Annotated in this window: 13 protein-coding genes; 5 read left to right on the top strand and 8 right to left on the bottom strand. The window is 71.1% G+C overall.

Annotated elements, in window-relative coordinates:
* On the bottom strand, positions 1-3181 hold a 3181-nt coding region (locus ACFU7D_RS22695), incomplete at its 3' end, for a BTAD domain-containing putative transcriptional regulator (RefSeq protein ID WP_378871492.1).
* Between the two features lie 226 nt (positions 3182-3407).
* Here ACFU7D_RS22695 and ACFU7D_RS22690 point away from each other — a divergent pair.
* Positions 3408-4448: an isopenicillin N synthase family dioxygenase gene (locus ACFU7D_RS22690; protein WP_378871489.1), complete on the top strand. Its 1041-nt coding sequence runs from the start codon at positions 3408-3410 to the stop codon at positions 4446-4448.
* Between the two features lie 37 nt (positions 4449-4485).
* Here the strand turns inward: ACFU7D_RS22690 and ACFU7D_RS22685 are convergent, their stop codons facing one another.
* From ACFU7D_RS22685 to ACFU7D_RS22660, 6 genes are read right to left on the bottom strand one after another with little or no spacing between them, the layout of a single operon-like run.
* Positions 4486-5487, bottom strand: a complete 1002-nt coding sequence (locus ACFU7D_RS22685) for an SDR family NAD(P)-dependent oxidoreductase (protein ID WP_378871486.1) — start codon at positions 5485-5487, stop codon at positions 4486-4488.
* Positions 5484-6827, bottom strand: a complete 1344-nt coding sequence (locus ACFU7D_RS22680; protein ID WP_378871484.1) for a TIGR01777 family oxidoreductase — start codon at positions 6825-6827, stop codon at positions 5484-5486. The genes ACFU7D_RS22685 and ACFU7D_RS22680 overlap by 4 nt, the downstream gene beginning before the upstream one ends.
* Complete coding sequence (locus tag ACFU7D_RS22675; protein ID WP_378871481.1) at positions 6827-8173, bottom strand: cryptochrome/photolyase family protein; 1347 nt, start codon at positions 8171-8173, stop codon at positions 6827-6829. Before ACFU7D_RS22675 ends, ACFU7D_RS22680 begins: the two co-directional genes overlap by 1 nt.
* Positions 8170-9438 (bottom strand): class I SAM-dependent methyltransferase, encoded by a 1269-nt coding sequence (locus ACFU7D_RS22670; RefSeq protein WP_378871478.1) that lies wholly within the window; start codon positions 9436-9438, stop codon positions 8170-8172. The genes ACFU7D_RS22675 and ACFU7D_RS22670 overlap by 4 nt, the downstream gene beginning before the upstream one ends.
* Complete coding sequence (locus ACFU7D_RS22665) at positions 9435-10190, bottom strand: DUF1365 domain-containing protein (protein ID WP_378871475.1); 756 nt, start codon at positions 10188-10190, stop codon at positions 9435-9437. The genes ACFU7D_RS22670 and ACFU7D_RS22665 overlap by 4 nt, the downstream gene beginning before the upstream one ends.
* On the bottom strand, positions 10187-11458 hold the full coding sequence (locus ACFU7D_RS22660) for an NAD(P)/FAD-dependent oxidoreductase (protein ID WP_378871472.1): 1272 nt from the start codon (positions 11456-11458) through the stop codon (positions 10187-10189). Before ACFU7D_RS22660 ends, ACFU7D_RS22665 begins: the two co-directional genes overlap by 4 nt.
* A 104-nt stretch (positions 11459-11562) precedes the next feature.
* On the opposite strand from ACFU7D_RS22660, the gene ACFU7D_RS22655 reads away from it, so the two are divergent.
* Positions 11563-12000, top strand: coding sequence for an SRPBCC family protein (locus ACFU7D_RS22655; RefSeq protein WP_378871470.1), 438 nt, complete (start codon positions 11563-11565; stop codon positions 11998-12000).
* A gap of 8 nt (positions 12001-12008) precedes the next feature.
* The gene (locus ACFU7D_RS22650; protein WP_378871467.1) at positions 12009-12908 is read left to right on the top strand and encodes a MerR family transcriptional regulator; all 900 of its coding nucleotides are present in this window, start codon (positions 12009-12011) and stop codon (positions 12906-12908) included.
* On the opposite strand, the gene ACFU7D_RS22645 is transcribed toward ACFU7D_RS22650, so the two are convergent.
* On the bottom strand, positions 12905-14083 hold the full coding sequence (locus ACFU7D_RS22645; protein ID WP_378871464.1) for a dipeptidase: 1179 nt from the start codon (positions 14081-14083) through the stop codon (positions 12905-12907). The genes ACFU7D_RS22650 and ACFU7D_RS22645 overlap by 4 nt on opposite strands.
* A gap of 135 nt (positions 14084-14218) precedes the next feature.
* Here ACFU7D_RS22645 and ACFU7D_RS22640 point away from each other — a divergent pair, with 135 nt between their 5' ends.
* A complete protein-coding gene (locus ACFU7D_RS22640; RefSeq protein ID WP_378871461.1) occupies positions 14219-15274 on the top strand; it encodes an Lrp/AsnC family transcriptional regulator in 1056 nt (351 codons plus the stop codon).
* A gap of 23 nt (positions 15275-15297) precedes the next feature.
* The gene (locus ACFU7D_RS22635; protein ID WP_378871458.1) at positions 15298-15681 is read left to right on the top strand and encodes a DoxX family protein; all 384 of its coding nucleotides are present in this window, start codon (positions 15298-15300) and stop codon (positions 15679-15681) included.
* Positions 15682-16466: the final 785 nt, after the last annotated feature.

The following is a 16466-nucleotide window of genomic DNA, read 5'->3' as shown; positions in this document are numbered from 1 at the left end:
GCGCGAAGCCGTGCTCGATCGCCAGCTGCCGGCCCCGGTGGGCATGGACCCGGGCGGTGTCGTCGTCCCCCTCGGCGTGGAGCGCCTTCGCCAACCCGATCCGGGCACGGGTCTCGGTGAACGAGGCGATGTGCGCGTGGCTGAGCCGGACCGCGTACTCATAGGTCTCGGCGGCGTCGCGGTGGCTCCCGGTCGCGTCGAGAGCAGCGGCATAGCTGCACGCCGTCGAGGCGACGAAACGTACGTCCCCGTGGGCTCGCGCGGTCAGGTGGGCCCGGTCGGCGAGCTCGAGCGCGGCGGCGTGGTCGCCCCGCACCAGGGCGAGCAGGCTGAGCTCCTCGAGCACGTTGGCCTCGGCGAACGGGCTCCGGTTGTGCGTGGCCTGCGCCAGCGCCGACTCCAGCCGTGAGCCCGCCGAGTCGAGCATGCCCAGGGCACGCTCGGCCGCAGCCAGGGTCGCGAGCTCGAGAGGGGTCGGGCTCCCCTGTGCCTCGCTCAGCTCGACCGCCTTGAGCTGGTGGGCGCGCGCTTCCTCGAAGCGGCCCTGCTCGGTGCAGGTGATGCCGTACGCCTGGTGGGCCCAGGAGCGCAGCCCCTCGGCGCCCTCGGCGTCGCCGAGGATCTCCAGCGCGCGCACGTAGGCGGCCTCGGCCTCGCGTCCCGAGTCGGCGACCCGGTAGCGGTGGCCCTCGACGATGGCCGCGAACGCCTGCCCCGGCATCCATCCGCTCACGTCGAGGAGGCGTCGCGCCCGGTCGGCCTCCGCCCAGGACTCGTCCATCCGGCCGAGAACCTCGAGGGCGTCGGAGCGCAGCGTACGCAGGAAGGCCTCGGCGCGGACCTCGTCCTCGTGCATGGCCGCTTCGACACCCACGGTGACGAGGTCGAGGTAGGTGGTCACGTCGAGGCGGGTCCGGTAGTGGATCCTGGACTGGTCGACGAGCTTCCAGGCGTAGTGGCGTCGGCGTGGGTCGGTCGCGACCTGCTTCGTGAACGCGATCAGCAGCTGGGCCTCACGGTCGAGCCAGGTGCGGGCGTCGTCGGCCGAGTCGAAGCGGTTGCCCGGCGACGACTCGATCTCCAGCGCGCGCAGGCGGCCCGGATAGACCGTGTCGGCAGCGCTGACCGCGGTGTCGAGGAGCCAGTCGGCGAGCCGGCCCTGCGCCTCCGGCTGCTCGGGATCGGCGGCGGTCAGATCGCCGGCATGGAGCCGGAGCAGGTCGTGGTAGTGGTAGCGGCCGACACCGTCGTCGGCTCTGTCGTCGGGCCTGACGGTCTGCAGCATGTTGGCGTCGACCAGGTCCTCGAGCAGCCGCTGTGTGGTGTCCGGGTCGCGGTCGAGGACGGCGCACGCCGGGGCAGGGTCGAAGTCGTAGGCCGAGATCAGCGAGCACAGCCGGAAGGCGCGCTGCGCCTCGGTCGGCATCGCGGCATAGGAGATCTCGAGGCTCGCCGCGACGCTCACCTCGCCGACGGCCAGCTCGGCGAGGCGGTGCGAGCTCGCGGTGAGTCGGTCGGCGTAGGTCTCGATCGACCATTCCGGGCGGCTCAGCAACCGAGCCGCGGCGATCCTGAGCGCGAGCGGGAGGCGGCCGCAGGCCAGCGCCAGCGACTCGCTCGCACGAGGCGCGGCGGCGACGCGCTCCTGGCCGACGATCGCGCCGATGAGGTCGACGGAGGCGTCGGTGCCGAGCTCGCCGAGGTGGATCTGTCGCGCCAGGTCGATCAAGCCCGCGAGGGCCGGCAGCCGGTGGCGGCTGGTGATGATCGTCCGGGTGGCACCGAGACCGGGCAGCAGCGGGATGACCTGGCCGGGGTTGTCGACGCTGTCCAGCACGATCAGCATCCGCCGGTCGGAGAGCTCGCTGCGGAAGAGTGCCGCGGCGTCGGCGTCGTCGGTCGGGATCTGCTGGCCGGAGAGGCCGAGCGAGCGCAGGAACCGCCTCAGCACCGATCCGGGTTCCACGGCCTCGCCCGAGACACCGTGGAGGTCGGCGTAGAGCTGGCCGTCCGGGAAGTCGCCGCTCAGCCGGGCCGCCGCGCTCAGCGCCAGCGCACTCTTGCCGGAGCCCGCCGGACCGGTGACCAGCACCGCGGCACCGCCCCCGTCGCCGAGCCCGGCCTCCAGCGTCGCCAGCTCGACATCGCGTCCGATCAGCACCGGCGCCGCCGGCATCTCGCGAGGTACGTCCCGCCGGCGCGCGCCCTCGACCAGCGTCGGTCGCCTGGCGTGCCAGCGTCCTTCCAGCGTGCCTTGATGCACGTCCTCGAGCACCGGACTCGGGTCCAGCCCGAGCTCCTCGGCCAGAGCCTTGCGAGCGGTGTCGTAGGCCGCGAGCGCCTCGGCCTGGCGACCGGCCGTCGCCAGCGCCTTCACGTACGCCGCCCACAACGGCTCGTCCAGCGGCCGCAGCCGGGCGAGCTCGGCCACGATCGGGAGCGCCTCGATGACATGGCCCTCCTCCGCGGCCCGGCTCGCCCAGCTGAGCACGACCGCGACGTACTCGTCCTCGACCGCGCCCGAGAGCCACGGCGCCTGCTCGAACCCCTCGGGGCGCCCACGCCACAGGCGCACCGCCCGGGTCAACGCGTCCATGTCGCCACTCTCGACCAGCTCCCGGAACCGGACCAGGTCGAGCTCGTCGGCGGAGGCGTCCAGGCGCAGGGTGCTGCCTTCCTGGGTGACCGCGATCGGCGCGACGAGGGCACGCAGGCGCCGGAGCAGCTGGGCCATCCGCCGGCCCGCGGCCTCGGAGGTCAGCTCCGGCCACAGCAGGTCGAGCAGCTCGTCGCGGGCGACCCTCTCCCCCGGCTCCAGGGCCAGCCGCCTCAGCAGCAGCCCGACCTGGTCGGGCACGTCGAGCGGCGCCCCGTCACGGACGACGACGGTCGGGCCGAGGACGGCGATGCTCGCGTCCGCGCTCTCGGCCGCCTCGCGACCCGGCGTGGGGTCCTCGGCGAACCGGGCCGTCTCCTCCTGGGTGAGGTCCAGCGCATCGGCGAGCGCACGCAGCGAGGCCGTCCGCGGACGCCTCGTCCTCCCCTGCTCGAGATCCCGGATCGAGGCGACGCTGAGACCCGAGGCGCGGGCCAGCGCACCCTGGGTCAGCGAGCGCGCCTCGCGCATCTGCCGGAGCCAGGGACCGAACGACCCTTCACGGCGCACCCTGGCCTCCGTCAAGGCCCCGAGCCTGGTGAGTCACCACGAAATCCTATCGAGTCGGTCGATGATGGACTATACGGCGCTCGCCGCGGGCGACACGTGGTCGGCTCGACCCGAAATAGCACGGAAACCTCGGCGTTCTACTGTGGTGGCGCCCGAGTTCAACGGACAGCAAGGCCTCCAGGCCGGGAAAGCGGACACCTCCGGGCACGACCACCGTCTGCTCCGAGCAAGGAGATCACCCATGAGCAACTTCCATGTCCCCGCCGTCGACATCGCTGCGTACGTCCAGGGCGGAACGCCCGAGGAAATGGCGGCCGTCGCGGCCGCCATCGACACCGCCTGCCGTGAGGTCGGCTTCATCCAGATCCTCGGCCACGACGTCGCTCCGTCGGTGGCCGAAGGCCTGGCCGCTGCGATGGACGACCTCTTCGCCCTGCCGCTCGCGGAGAAGACCCGGTGGCGCCGCCCGGCCGCGGAGAACCGTGGCTACACCCCGCCGAAGTCGGAGACGCTCGCGCTCAGCGCCGGCGTGCAGTCCGAGACGCGGATGAAGGACTTCTTCGAGGCCTTCAACGTCGGCTCGTCGGTCTCCGACCATCCCGACGCCGACTTGGTCGCCGCGCACTACGCGGAGAACACCTGGCCCGCGATCCCCGACTTCCAGGTCCGCATCGACGCCTGGCGCGCCGAGGCCGCCCGGGTCGCACGCACCATGGTCACGATCTTCGAGGACGCGCTCGACCTGGAGCGGGGCACGATCGCGAGCCTCGCCGCCCACCCGATCGAGGTCCTGCGGATGAACAACTACGCCCTGCCCGAAGGCACCCGGGTCGAGGTCGACGAGGACATGATCGGGATGGGCGAGCACACCGACTACGGCATCGTCACGATCCTGTGGGCCGACCGGGTCAAGGGTCTCCAGGTGCTGCACGGTGGCGAGTGGCACGACGTCAGCCCGGCCGAGGGTGCGCTCCTGATCAACCTCGGCGACCTCACGACCCGGCTGACGAACGAGCAGTGGCTCTCGACGCTGCACCGGGTCAAGCCGCCGATCGTCGGTGGCACCATCCAGCGACGCCGGTCGGCCGCGTACTTCTTCGACGGCGACGCCGAGGCCAAGATCGGCCCGCTGCCGGGCTTCATCGACGACGTGCACCCGCGCCTCTACCGCGACGTCACCGTCGACGAGCACATCGCCGCCAAGCTCGCGGGCTCCCGCGCCGGCGTCCTCAATGCGGCCGCCGGCCGGGAGGCGGCCCGCGTGCTCACCGCGGGTCGCTGACCAGTTGTGCTGGCGAATGCGTCGGGTGACATCGGGGCTAGGGCCGGTCCAGGCCCGCGGCGGCAGCGGCCCAGCTCCACAGCGCCTCGGCCTCTCCGCGGCCCGGGCGGGTCGCTGACCGGTAGCTCGTGGGGCGCTGGCGGCGATCGTGCCAGAAGGTGCCGGACGGCGGGGTGGGCTCGGTGGCCGCGAGCCACACCGCTGTGTCCGCACCCTCCTCGGCCGGGCGCAGCAGCGGTCGGCTCAACGTACGGAAGGCGGGGAGCGATCGGGCAAGACCCGGTGTGTCCGCCCAGCCGGGGTGCATGACGAAGGTGGCGATCCGGTCCGGTGACCACCGCCGGTCCAGGATCGGCGCCAGCTCCACCTGCATGCGCTTGGACCTCGCATAGGCCACTGCGCCCTGGTAGGTGCCTTGCTCGAACTCGGGGTCGTCCACGGGAAGTGGCTGGGTGTACATCCCGCCCGAGGCGACGAAGACCTGCCGGGCGCCGCGCTCGGCGCGGCGCAGGGCCGGCAGCAGCTGCTCGGTCAACCGGATCGGCCCGAGCACATGGGTGGCGACGGACAGCTCGTGGCCCTCGACCGACTCGGTCCGCTCGGGCGGCATGACCCCCGCGTTGTGCACGAGCACGTCGAGAGCGGTGCGGCCGCCGTCCCGCTCGCAGAAGTCTTCGGCGAACGCGTCGATCATGGCCGGATCGGAGACGTCGCAGCGCTCCGTCCGAAGCTCGGCGGCCCGCCCCTCGACGCGCAGCACCCGCTCGATCCGGGCAACCGCGGGGGCGGCGCGTTCGGGTGAGCGGACGAGGATGTGGACGCGGGCACCGAGGCGGGCCAGACCCAGCACGGTGGCCTCGCCGAGACCGCTCCCGCCGCCGGTGACCACGGCGGTCCGCCCTGTCAGCGCTCCGGGACGCGGGTCGTTCTCGGCCCAACGACGGTGACGGATCGCGTAGCCGAGGCGAGAGTAGCCCAGCAGGACCGTGCGGTCGAGCACGCGGTCGAGACCCTGGTCGGGCGCTGTGGCCCGGCTCATGTGCGCACGCCCCCGAGGACGTGTCGCAGCGCCTGCTCGGCCTCGACGAACCGGAAGCGGTGCTCGAGCCCGAGCAGTCGTTGCGGGACCACCCGCTGGTTGGCGAAGGCCACCTCCTGCGCTCCTTCCCTACCCAGGAGCAGGCGGGGTCCAAACGAAGGTGTCGGCAGGATCGCCGGGCGGTGCAACGCTCGCCCCAGCGCAGCGGCGTAGGCGCGCTGCCGCAGCGGAGCGGGGGCGACGGCGTTCACCGGGCCCGAGAGTCCGGGATCCACCAGAGCCCGGTGGTAGACGTCGACGAGATCGTCGATGGCGATCCAGGACTGCCACTGCTCCCCCGAGCCCATCGGGCCGCCGAGTCCGGTGGCGAACAGGGGCCGCTGCAGGCGCAGGGCCCCGCCACGCGGGCTCTGCACGATCCCGGTGCGCACCAGGACGACCCGCATCTCCGCGTCGACCGAGGCCAGGGCCGCCTCCTCCCAGTCGCGGACGACGTGGGCGAGGAAGTCGTCCCCGGTCGTGGAGTCCTCGGTGAGGACCTCCTCGCCGCGGTCGGCTCCGTAGATCCCGATCGCGGACGCACAGACGAAGACACCCACGCCGGCCTCCGCAGCGGCCCGGGCGAGCAGACGGGTGGGCCCGATGCGTGAGCCGCGGATCAGCTCCTTGTGGCTGTCGGTGAAGCGGCCGGCGATGCTGTGGCCGGCCAGGTGGACCACGGCGTCCACCCCGGCCAGCGAGGCCGGGTCGGGGTCGTCCGGGTCCCAGGCACGCTCGTCGGGCGCGCTCGGGCGGTGGCGCACCAGGCGGACGACGGTGTGCCCGCCGGTGGTCAGGAAGGCCGAGACCGCGCTTCCCACCAGGCCGGATGCGCCGGTGACCGCCACGGTGAGCCGAGGTGTGCCGGCCGCCGAGCGGTGGGCGGCCAGGTCGTCGGCGACCTGACGCTGCCGGTAGGCGAACATCGGCTCGAGCAGTCTCCTCGGCAGTGTCGTCGTGACCCTGTCGATCACGGTGGTGCCCTCACCGGCGCTCTCGAAGTCGTGTCGATGGTGCCACGACACCGGCACCAGGAACGGACGCGAGACCAGGCGGTCGGCGAAGCTGTGCTCGGCGACGTACTCCTCGGGCAGGTGCTGGGCCACCCATCGCCGGCCCGCCGGGAAGGCGAGCACCGCGGTGCCACCGGCGAGGTCCTGCGCCTCCTCGGCGATCCGGACGGGCTGCCACGGGGGTACCAGCCGTTGGAACGCGCCGGGCCGGCCGTGCCAGTCGAAGACGACGTCGGCCGCGTCCGGCACGGTGTGCCGGAACTCGTGGGTCGTCGTACGGAAGGTCATCAGTTGGAGTCCTTCAGCTCTGCCAGCCGGGCCAGTGCCACGCGACGCTCCTCGGCGTGGTCGACGATGCGTTCAGGGTAGCCGTCGGCGAACCCCTCGGGGTGGCGCCACGGCTCGTGGGCCGCCGCCCCTGAAAGGTGGCGAAGCTCGGGTACCCAGCGTCGGACGTAGTCACCCTGGGGGTCGAACTTGAGGCCCTGGGTGATCGGGTTGAAGACCCGGAAGTAGGGCGCGGCGTCAGTTCCGGTCCCGGCCACCCACTGCCAGCCGTGATTGTTGGAGGCCACGTCGCCGTCGAGGAGATGGTCGAGAAAGTGCCGGGCGCCTACCGGCCACCAGATGTGCAGGTCCTTGACCAAGAAGCTCGCGACGACCATCCGCACCCGGTTGTGCATCCAGCCCTCCGCGAGCAGCTGGCGCATACCGGCATCGACGAACGGGAATCCGGTCGTGCCCGACTTCCACGCCTCCACCAGCTCGGGGTCCTCGTCGTACTGCATGCCGTGCATCGTTCCCCGCAGGTCACGCCATGCCGACCCCGGTTCGTGCCAGAGCACATCCGCGTAGAACTCACGCCAGGCCAGCTCCGCGACGAAACGCTCGACATCCCCCCCGGAGGCACCGGTGTCGTGCGCGTCCAGATCGGCCAGGAGCGTACGCGGGTGGATCTCGCCGTACTTCAGCGCTGTCGAGATCCGGCTGGTCCGGTCGAGGTCGGGCCGGTCCCGGGCCGAGGCGTAGCCGGCCAGGTCCTCGACACAGAAGTCCTCCCAGCGGTGGAGCGCCGTACGCTCGCCGGCCTCCTGGTCGAGATCGTCGGGATGGTCGGGCAACGGCTCCGAGTCGAGCTTCGTCATCCACTCGACCTGAGGGTCACCGGCGGGTGCCCTCCATCCGTGCTCGCGCCATGCCCGTAGGAAGGGGGTGAAGACGCGGTAGGGCGCCCCGCTCGCGTTCCGGACGCGGCCCGGGGTCACGGCGTAGGAGCTGCCGGTGCCGACCAGCCCGATGTCGGCGTCCGCCAGCCGCTGCTCCACCTCCTCGTCGCGCCGCCGGCCGTAGGGGGTCGTCTCGGTCGAGATGTGCACCCGGCTCGCTCCGGCCTCGGCGGCGACCTGGGCCACCACCTCGGCCGGGTCGCCCTCACGGATCACCAGCGCACCGCCCGTCTCCTCGCGCAGTGCTGCGAGCGAGGCCAGCAGCCGCCCCCACCTCCGCCCGGAGCCGGCCAGGCGCGGGTCGAGGACGAACAGCGGCACCACGTGCCCGTCGGCGGCCGCGGCCTGCAGGGCTGGATGGTCCCCCAGCCGCAGGTCTCGCCGGAACCACATCAGCGACGTCGTCATGGGTGGTCCCGTCCGCCGGCCTCCAGGCGGATCTGGGCGACGTCGATGGCCTCGGCCCGGAAGCCCGCCTCGCAGTAGGCCAGGTAGAACTCCCAGGTGCGGCGGAACTCGTCGCCGAAGGCGTCCGACTCGATCGTCGACCACGCGGCCAGGAAGGCGGAGCGCCAGCGGCGCAGGGTCTCGGCGTAGTCGGCTCCGAACCTGTCGGTGCGGGTCACGCTCAGGCCGGCCCGGGCGGCCTGCTCGGAGATGGCGGTGGCGGACGGGATCAGCCCTCCCGGAAAGATGTGCTTCTGGATCCAGCCGTAGGAGTTGCGGGTCGCCAGATAGCGCTCGTGCGGCATCAGGATCGCCTGCAGGGCGATCGCCCCGCCCGGACGCACCAGCCGCGACAGGGCGGCGAAGTACTCCGGCCAGTAGCGCTCGCCGACCGCCTCGATCATCTCCACGCTGACCACGGCGTCGAAGGTGCCGACGACGTGTCGGTAGTCCAGCACGAGCACCTCGACCCGGTCGGTGTAGCCGACGGCCTCGACCCGTTCCCTGGCCAGCGCCGCCTGCTCGACCGACAGCGTGACGGTGGTGACCCGGGCGCCGCGCCGAGCCGCCTCGATCGCGAGGGTCCCCCACCCCGTGCCGATCTCCAGCACCTCGTCACCGGCACCGACGCCGGCCAGGTCGAGGACCGCGTTGACCTTGCGCAGCTGGGCCTCGTGCAGGCTCTGCTCGGCGAGGGGCCGGGTGTGGTCGAACAGAGCCGAGCTGTAGCTGAGGCTGGGGTCGAGGAACGCGGCGAACATGTCGTTGCCCAGGTCGTAGTGGGCGGAGATGTTCTCCTGGGAGTCCTCCAGGGCACCCCGCTGCTCGGCGGGGATGGGCTGGTCGACCAGGCGGTGCAGCCGCAGCATCCAGCCAGGGAGCGGCCGGGAGAGGCGCTCGGCGTAGGGGGTCAGCGCGTCCGCGAGATCGGTGCCGTCCGCGGCGTGCCAGTCCCCGGCCGAGTAGGCCTCACCGAGGCCGATCTTCGGGTTCTCGGCGATCCGGCCGTAGAACGACTGCGGGCGCCGCAGCTCGATGGCCGGCCTTCCTGCGGCAGGTGATCCGCCTCGCTGGTTGAGCAGGCTGCCGTCGGGGAGCACGATGTCGACCGGGACCTGCCGGGTCGCCATGCGCAGAATCTGCTTGGCGAGGCCTGCTCGCAGGCTCCCGGTCGCGGGCGGCGTGCTCTGCACCGGCGGCTCGAGGGTCACAGGCTCTGCACTCATGATGTCGCCTCTTTCTGAGGAACAGGACGGGGGAAGACGGGCAACCTGCGCAGCCACAGCCGGATCCCGTGGAACCGGATGAGCGCGCTGACCCGATGGGGCATCAGCAGGTGGGTGAGGCTGACCCGCAGCAGCGCACGGCGCGTCGCGGGCTCCGGGGTCCCGCATGTGGTCGCGGTCAGCACGCGTGCGCCGTCGCGGTCGAGGCCGACGGTCACGGCGACCTGTCCGGGGTCGACCTGCAGCCGGATGTCATAGGTCCCGGCCATGTCGTTGAACGGCGATACGTAGAAGGCCTTGTCGGTGCTGGCATGCCCACGTCGATCGATGTCGAGCAGGTAGGCGTGACGGCCGCCGTAGGTGTTGTGCACCTCGAAGACGACCGCGCGCAGCACACCGTCGTCCGACTGCACCCAGAAGACGGTGAGGGGGTCGAAGACATGGCCCAGAACACGGGCGTTCGCCAGCATCAGCACCCGGTCGGTCGGCGCGAGGTCGAGGCCGCGGCCGGCGAGGAACTCGCCGAGATCGCCCCGGACGCCATGTCCCGACGAGCCTTTGTCGAGATGGTCCTCGGCCCGGAACCCGGCCAGCGGGCGCAGCCAGAACGGCAGGCGAGGCAGGTCGTCGACGTCGATGAACCACTGGTAGCTGCGATGGCGGAACGCGTGCCGCAACGGCACCTCTCTGGCGTGGCTGACATGGCCGACGACCAGCGCGGGCACCTCGGGAAAGACCGGTGACGGGATCACCACGTCACCCCGAACGACTCCGCCGCCTCCACCCCGGAGCGACAGCCGTCCTCGTGGAAGCCCCAGCCGAGGTGGGCACCGGCGAAGGCCAGGCGAGGTCCGCCGGCCGTACGCAGCCGGGCCGCTGCCACGACCGCCTCGGTGGTGAAGACCGGGTGCTGATAGCTCATCCGTGCGGTGACCTTGGCCGGGTCGACATGCTCGGTGGCGTTGAGCGTCACCACATGCTCGTCGTGGTCCTCGAGACCCTGCAGCCGGTTCATCCAGTAGCTGACGACCACCTTGTCGGCGCCACCGCCGCACGAGGCGAGGCGATAGTTCCAGGACGCCCGGGCACGGGGCGAGGCCGGCAGCAGGGCGGCGTCGCGGTGCAACCAGGTCTCGTTCCGCGAGTAGCCGATCGCCCCCAGGTCGGCCTTCTCCTCGGGGGTCGCATCGGCCAGGAGCCTCAGAGCCTGGTCGGCGTGGGTCGCCACCACCACACGGTCGAAGCGCCTGGACCCGGCCTCCGTACGCACCTCGACCCCGTCGGCGTACCGCTCCACAGCGGTGACCGGTTCGCCGACACGGACCTCGCCCACCCGCTCGGCGATCTTGTCCACATAGGCGCGGGAGCCGCCCACGACCGTGCGCCAGGTGGGTGAACCGGTGATCTGGAGCATCCCGTGGTGGTCGAGGAAGGCGAACAGGTGCCGCGCCGGGTAGGCGGCAGCGTCCTCGTCACCGCACGACCAGACGCAGGAGACCAGCGGAACGGCGAAGTGCTGGACGAAGTAGTCGCTGAAACCGCCTTCCTCGAGGAACTCGCCCCACGTCAGATCGCTGTCGGTCTCGAGGAGACGGCGGGCGCGACGGTGGAACCGCGGCACCTGCGCCAGCATGCGCAGGAAGCGCGGGTCGCCGAGACGACCCGGGTCGGCCAGGATGCCGCCCAGACCCTTGCCGCCGGCGTAGGAGAGGCCGCAGTCGTCGCAGACGATGCTCATGCTCATCTCGGTCGGCCGGGTCCGGACACCGAGCTCCCCGAAGAGGCGGATCAGGTTCGGATAGGTGCGCTCGTTCATCACGATGAAGCCGCTGTCCACGCGGAGGACGGCATCCGATGCGGTCGAGACGTCGTGGGTGTGCGCATGGCCGCCGAGCCTCTCCTCGGCCTCGAAGAGCGTGACGTCGTGGCTGCGGGCGAGGAGGTACGCCGCGGTCAGCCCCGAGACTCCGCCACCGATCACGGCAACCGTTGGCCGCGGGGTATCGGCAGCTGTGCTCATGGGGAACTCCCTCGTCAGGCAACGGCATCGCCGCTGGCTAGTTTCTGAAATCGAACGTACAATGTTTGTACAAGGTATGTCAAAGGTTTGAAAGGGGCATGATGATGAAGATCGATCGAACCGTGGAGACCTCCGCACCGACCTCCGAGGTGTTCGACTTCCTGGCCGACTTCACCAACACCGAGGAGTGGGATCCGGGCACGGTTCGCACCGACCGCATCTCCGGGGACGGCGGGGTGGGGACTGCGTACGCGAACACCTCTCGCTTCCTCGGGCGCAACACCGATCTCACCTACGTGGTGGAGGTCTACGAACCCGGTTCACGCGTCGTACTACGCGGCGAGAACAAGACGGTCGTGGCGCATGACACGATGACCTTCGTACCGACAGCCGCGGGCGGCACATCTGTGCGCTACGTGGCCGAGTTCGAACTGAAAGGCATGGCCAGGATGGTCGCCCCACTGCTGACCCCCGCGTTCACGCGGCTGGGTGACTCCGCGTCCGAGCAGATGCGCACGACCCTGGACCGACTGGCCCGGTAGCCGCGCAGATGTACACCATCAAGCACGCGGCACAGCGGGTCGGCATCACCACCGCGACGCTTCGTGCCTGGGAGCGCCGGTACGGCGTGATCGCTCCCGACCGGACCGAGAGCGGCTACCGCCTGTACGGCGATCGCGACGTCGCGGTGCTGCGCTCGATGAAGGAGCTGGTGGACCAGGGATGGTCGGCCAGCCTGGCAGCGGCCGAGGCGATCCGGATCGATCGCGCGCAGCCCGCTCACCAGATCGCCGCGGACCCGCGGAGCGACGGAACCCGTCCCACCCTCGACCTCACCGAGCGACTGACGAGTGCCGCATCGACACTCGACACCACCGGCCTGGCCGCGGCCCTGGACCAGGTGTTCGCCCTCGGCGGCTTCGAGACGGTCATGACCGACCACGTCTTCCCTGCCCTGGAGGACCTCGGGGACGCCTGGGCCGACGGCCGGGTCAGCGTCGCCGGCGAGCACCTGGCCTCGAACGCGGTGATGCGTCGCCTCGCCCTCGCGTACGAGGCTGCGGCCGCACACGGCCACGGGCCTCGCATCGCGCTCGGGACAGCATCCGGCACCCGCCACGAGATCGGTCTCTTCGCCTTCGCCGTCGCCGCCCGACGCCACGGTATGGACACCGACTACCTGGGCGCCGACCTGCCGGTCGACGACTGGCTCGGCGTCGTCGATGATCCCGCCCTCGCCGCCGCGGTGCTCGTGATCCCCACCACCGCCGACATCATCGCCACCGCCGCGGTGATCACCGCCGTCCACGACCACCGCCCCGATCTCCTCGTGGCCGTCGGCGGAGGACAGCAGAGCCACGCTCCCGAACCCGCCGTACGCCTGGGTCACGACATCGTGGCCGGCGCGAGGACCCTTGCGGCCCTGATCTCCGCGAGGACCTCTGCCTAGTCAGGCAGGGTGGCGCGGAGCACGCGCACGGTGTTCCCGCCCATGATCGCCGCCACCTCGGTCTCGTCATAGCCTCGGTCGACGAGCTCCTGGGTGATGGTGGCCAGATCGCTGGTGTCCCAGCCGACGGTGGTGGACCCGTCGTAGTCGCTGCCGAGGGCCGCCGTCTCGATGCCACCGACCTCGACGACATGGTCGATGGCGTCGACGACGGCCTCGACGGTCAGGTCGCACACCGCAGCGTCCCAGTATCCGACGCCGACGACGCCGCCGGTCGCGGCGACCCCGCGTACCTCCTCGTCGGTCAGGTTGCGGTTGACGTCGCATGTCGCCTGTACGCCACCATGGCTGAGCACCACCGGCTTGGTCGCCATCGCGAGCATCTCGGCGACCGCGGCGTGGCTGGCATGCGCGATGTCGACGATGATGCCGCGACGCTCCATCTCGGCGAACACCTGGCGCCCGAGATCGGTGAGGCCGCCCTTCTCGACACCGTGCATGGAGCCGGCCACCTCGTTGTCGAAGAAGTGCGTGAACCCCGCCATCCGCATGCCGGCGTCGTAGAGCGTGTCCAGGTTGTCGAAGTCGCCCTCGAGGTTCTGGAGACCCTCGACCGAGAAGAGCGCACCGGTGACCTGCTTGCCGGCCTCACGGTCGGCGATCAGGGCATCGAGGTCGGCACGGGTGCGGATCAGCCGCAGCTTGCCATCGGAGTCCGCCGCCGCCTTGTCGAGCTTCTGGGCGTGGTAGAGCGAGCGGTCGAGCAGCGACGTCCAGGTGCGGGGCGGCTGGAGCTGGGCGAAGGTCAGCAGGGTGATGTTGTCGGTCTCGCCGGTGTTGCTGTCGTAGTTCTGCCCCTTGGGCGACTTCGACACCGACGAGAACACCTGCAGCGCGACGTTGCCGTCCTCCATCCGGTGCAGGTCCATGTGACCCCGGTCCGAGTGCTCGAGAAGGTCGCGGTCCCACATCAGGGTGTCGCTGTGCATGTCGATGACCTGCAGCGAGTCGTGCAGCTGTCGCGTCTCGGGCGTGACCTCCGGCAGGCTGGCCGGACGGATCTTGTTCTGGCCGTTCTCCACGATCCCGGGTGCCAGCGCGAAGAAGCCGGCGCCCCCGATGACGAGAATGGTGAGTACGGCCAGGAGCAGGCGCTTCGTCCAGCGTCTTGTCATTTTTCTCGGGGTCCTCTCGGGCAGGCTCGGAACGGCCGAGCTCACGGCGGGGACGAGTATCTCGGCACGTACGTCGGCGGCCGGTGAATTGGACCGAATCGCTCGTCCCTCCGGACGATCGGACAGGATGTGACCATGGCGACACTGGATGAGGACGACTTTTCGCTCATCCACGCGCTCCAGATCAGGCCGCGTGCGTCCTGGACCGACCTGGCTGCCGCGCTCGGCACCTCCCCGGCGACCCTGAGCCGCCGCTGGGAGAGGCTGCGCGCCGACGGCAGCGCCTGGGTGATGGGCCATCCGAGGGTCCGGGGGCACGACGGAGCCAGCCTCGCCATCGCCGAGATCTCCTGCGTCGGCGGGCGGGCCGGCACCCTCGCCCAGGAGCTGGCCGCGTGGCCGATGATCATCACCATCGAGGAGGCCGCCCGCGACTTCGGCCTGATCGTGACGGCCGTCGGTCTCGGTCCTGGCGACATGCCCAAGCTGCTGCTCGACGACCTGTCCGCCCTCCCGGGCGTTCTCGGCGTACGCGCCCACCACGTCGCCCGGCTCCACGTCGACGCGAGCAGCTGGCGGGTCGGCGGGCTCGATCCCGAGCGCGCACGCGCCGTGGCCCGGATCCCGGGCCACGCCGGCACCACGTCCACCCCCGTCAACCCCTGGGCCGAGCCGTACGCCGCCCTCACCCAGGCGCTGATCCGCAACGGCCGCAGCAGCGCGGCCGACATCGCCCGCCAGACCGGCCGGCCGCTGTCGACGACCCGCCGCCAGCTCGGCCAGCTGCTCGCCTCCGACGCCCTCACCTTCCGCTGCGAGGTCGCCCAGGGCATGACCCCGCTGCCCATCGTCGTGCAGACCTGGTGCCGGGTGCCGGTCGGCGACGTCGCCGAGTGCCTCACCCGCCTCCGCGCCACCCCCGGCGTACGACAGGTCGTCGGCCTACCCGGACCGACGAACCTGCTGATCAGCACCTGGACCCGCTCGGTCGAGAGCGCGATGCTCCTCCACGAGCATCTCCAGCGCGACCTGCCCCTCGAGGTGGTCGAGTCCGCGATCGTCCTGCGCCAGATAAAGCGCCTCGGCTGGAGGCTCGACGACCTCGGCCGCTCCACCGGGACGCTGGTCCCCTACCCGCCGAGCACCGACCGCACGTCACACGACGGGGAGCCGTCTCGTCTCCAGGGGTGAACCCACACTTCAGGAGAGAGACAATGCACATCGCCCTGTGGATCACCGCCGGACTGCTCGCCCTCGTCGCATTGACGGGCGGCCTCACCAAGACCTTCGTACCGCTGGACAAGCTGTCCCAGCACGACGGCGCCGCCTGGACCCGCGGCGCCAGCCCGACCTTCGTCCGGACCCTCGGCATCCTCGAGATCCTGGCCGCCATCGGGCTCGTCCTTCCCGCCGTGCTCGACATCGTGCCCGTCATGGTCCCCGTCACCGCTGCCTGCTGGATCGCGCTGATGATCGGCGCGATGATCACCCACGGTCGTCTCGGCCAGGCCAAACTGGTGATGGTCAACGTGGCCTACCTCGCCCTGGCCGTCTTCATCGTCGTCGGCCGCTTCGGCACCACTCCTTTCGCGGCCTGACCAGCTCGCCGGGTCGGCGCGTCTGTCCCGTCGACATGCGCTGGTCGCTCCCCTCTCGCTGGTCGAGCCGCGAGCGTCAGCGAGCGTGTCGAGACCAACACAGTCGCTTCGCGTCTGGTCCGGTCGAGGGTGTCGAGACCTTCTGTCCGTCGACAGTGGGTGGGGACTGGAGGTTCTTGGGGCCGTGGGTCGCCGACCGCTTCTTGAAGGGTCTTCTCGATCTGGGCCGGCGTCGTCGAGCCGGCGCGTCTGTCCCGTTGCCACGCACTGGTCGCCCCCCTCGCTGGTCGAGCCGCGAGCGCCAGCGAGCGTGTCGAGACCAACACGGTCGCTTCGCGTCTGGTCCGGTCGAGGGTGTCGAGACCTCTGTCCGTCGACAGTGGTTGGGGACTGGAGGTTCTTGGGACGTGGGTCGCCGACCCCTTTCTTCAAGGGTCTTCTCGATCTGGGCCGGCGTCGTCGAGTCGGCGCATCTGTCCCGTTGCCACGCGCTGGTCGCTCCCCCCTCCCTGGTCGTGCCGCGAGCGCCAGCGAGCGTGTCGAGACCAACACGGTCGCTTTTCGGGGCTGGTCGGGGTTTCAAGTCCGTTGGGGACCGGTTCTTCTTGGGACCGTGGGCCGCCGACCCTTGCTTTGAGGGTCTTCTCGACAGACCCCGGAGTAAAGGACGGCCTGCGGCCGCCGGCTTCGCCGGCCGCTTCGCGGTCCTTGACACCGGGGCCCGTCGAGAAAGGATTTGGCTGGCTATCGGGGCGGCGGCCTGGGTGTGGCGCAGCGCATTGACT

The sequence above is a fragment of the Nocardioides sp. NPDC057577 genome, from assembly GCF_042801335.1.
GTDB lineage: Bacteria > Actinomycetota > Actinomycetes > Propionibacteriales > Nocardioidaceae > Nocardioides.
This window is presented reverse-complemented; position numbering and strand designations above follow the sequence as displayed.

What these genes read in the sequence shown, in the direction of transcription:
- ACFU7D_RS22645 (WP_378871464.1), bottom strand. Translation starts at nt 14,083, where the DNA reads ATGACAAGACGCTGGACGAAGCGCCTGCTCCTGGCCGTACTCACCATT.
- ACFU7D_RS22690 (WP_378871489.1), top strand. Translation starts at nt 3,408, where the DNA reads ATGAGCAACTTCCATGTCCCCGCCGTCGACATCGCTGCGTACGTCCAG.
- ACFU7D_RS22680 (WP_378871484.1), bottom strand. Translation starts at nt 6,827, where the DNA reads ATGACCTTCCGTACGACGACCCACGAGTTCCGGCACACCGTGCCGGAC.
- ACFU7D_RS22655 (WP_378871470.1), top strand. Translation starts at nt 11,563, where the DNA reads ATGAAGATCGATCGAACCGTGGAGACCTCCGCACCGACCTCCGAGGTG.
- ACFU7D_RS22685 (WP_378871486.1), bottom strand. Translation starts at nt 5,487, where the DNA reads ATGAGCCGGGCCACAGCGCCCGACCAGGGTCTCGACCGCGTGCTCGAC.
- ACFU7D_RS22650 (WP_378871467.1), top strand. Translation starts at nt 12,009, where the DNA reads ATGTACACCATCAAGCACGCGGCACAGCGGGTCGGCATCACCACCGCG.
- ACFU7D_RS22660 (WP_378871472.1), bottom strand. Translation starts at nt 11,458, where the DNA reads ATGAGCACAGCTGCCGATACCCCGCGGCCAACGGTTGCCGTGATCGGT.
- ACFU7D_RS22640 (WP_378871461.1), top strand. Translation starts at nt 14,219, where the DNA reads ATGGCGACACTGGATGAGGACGACTTTTCGCTCATCCACGCGCTCCAG.
- ACFU7D_RS22635 (WP_378871458.1), top strand. Translation starts at nt 15,298, where the DNA reads ATGCACATCGCCCTGTGGATCACCGCCGGACTGCTCGCCCTCGTCGCA.
- ACFU7D_RS22670 (WP_378871478.1), bottom strand. Translation starts at nt 9,438, where the DNA reads ATGAGTGCAGAGCCTGTGACCCTCGAGCCGCCGGTGCAGAGCACGCCG.
- ACFU7D_RS22675 (WP_378871481.1), bottom strand. Translation starts at nt 8,173, where the DNA reads ATGACGACGTCGCTGATGTGGTTCCGGCGAGACCTGCGGCTGGGGGAC.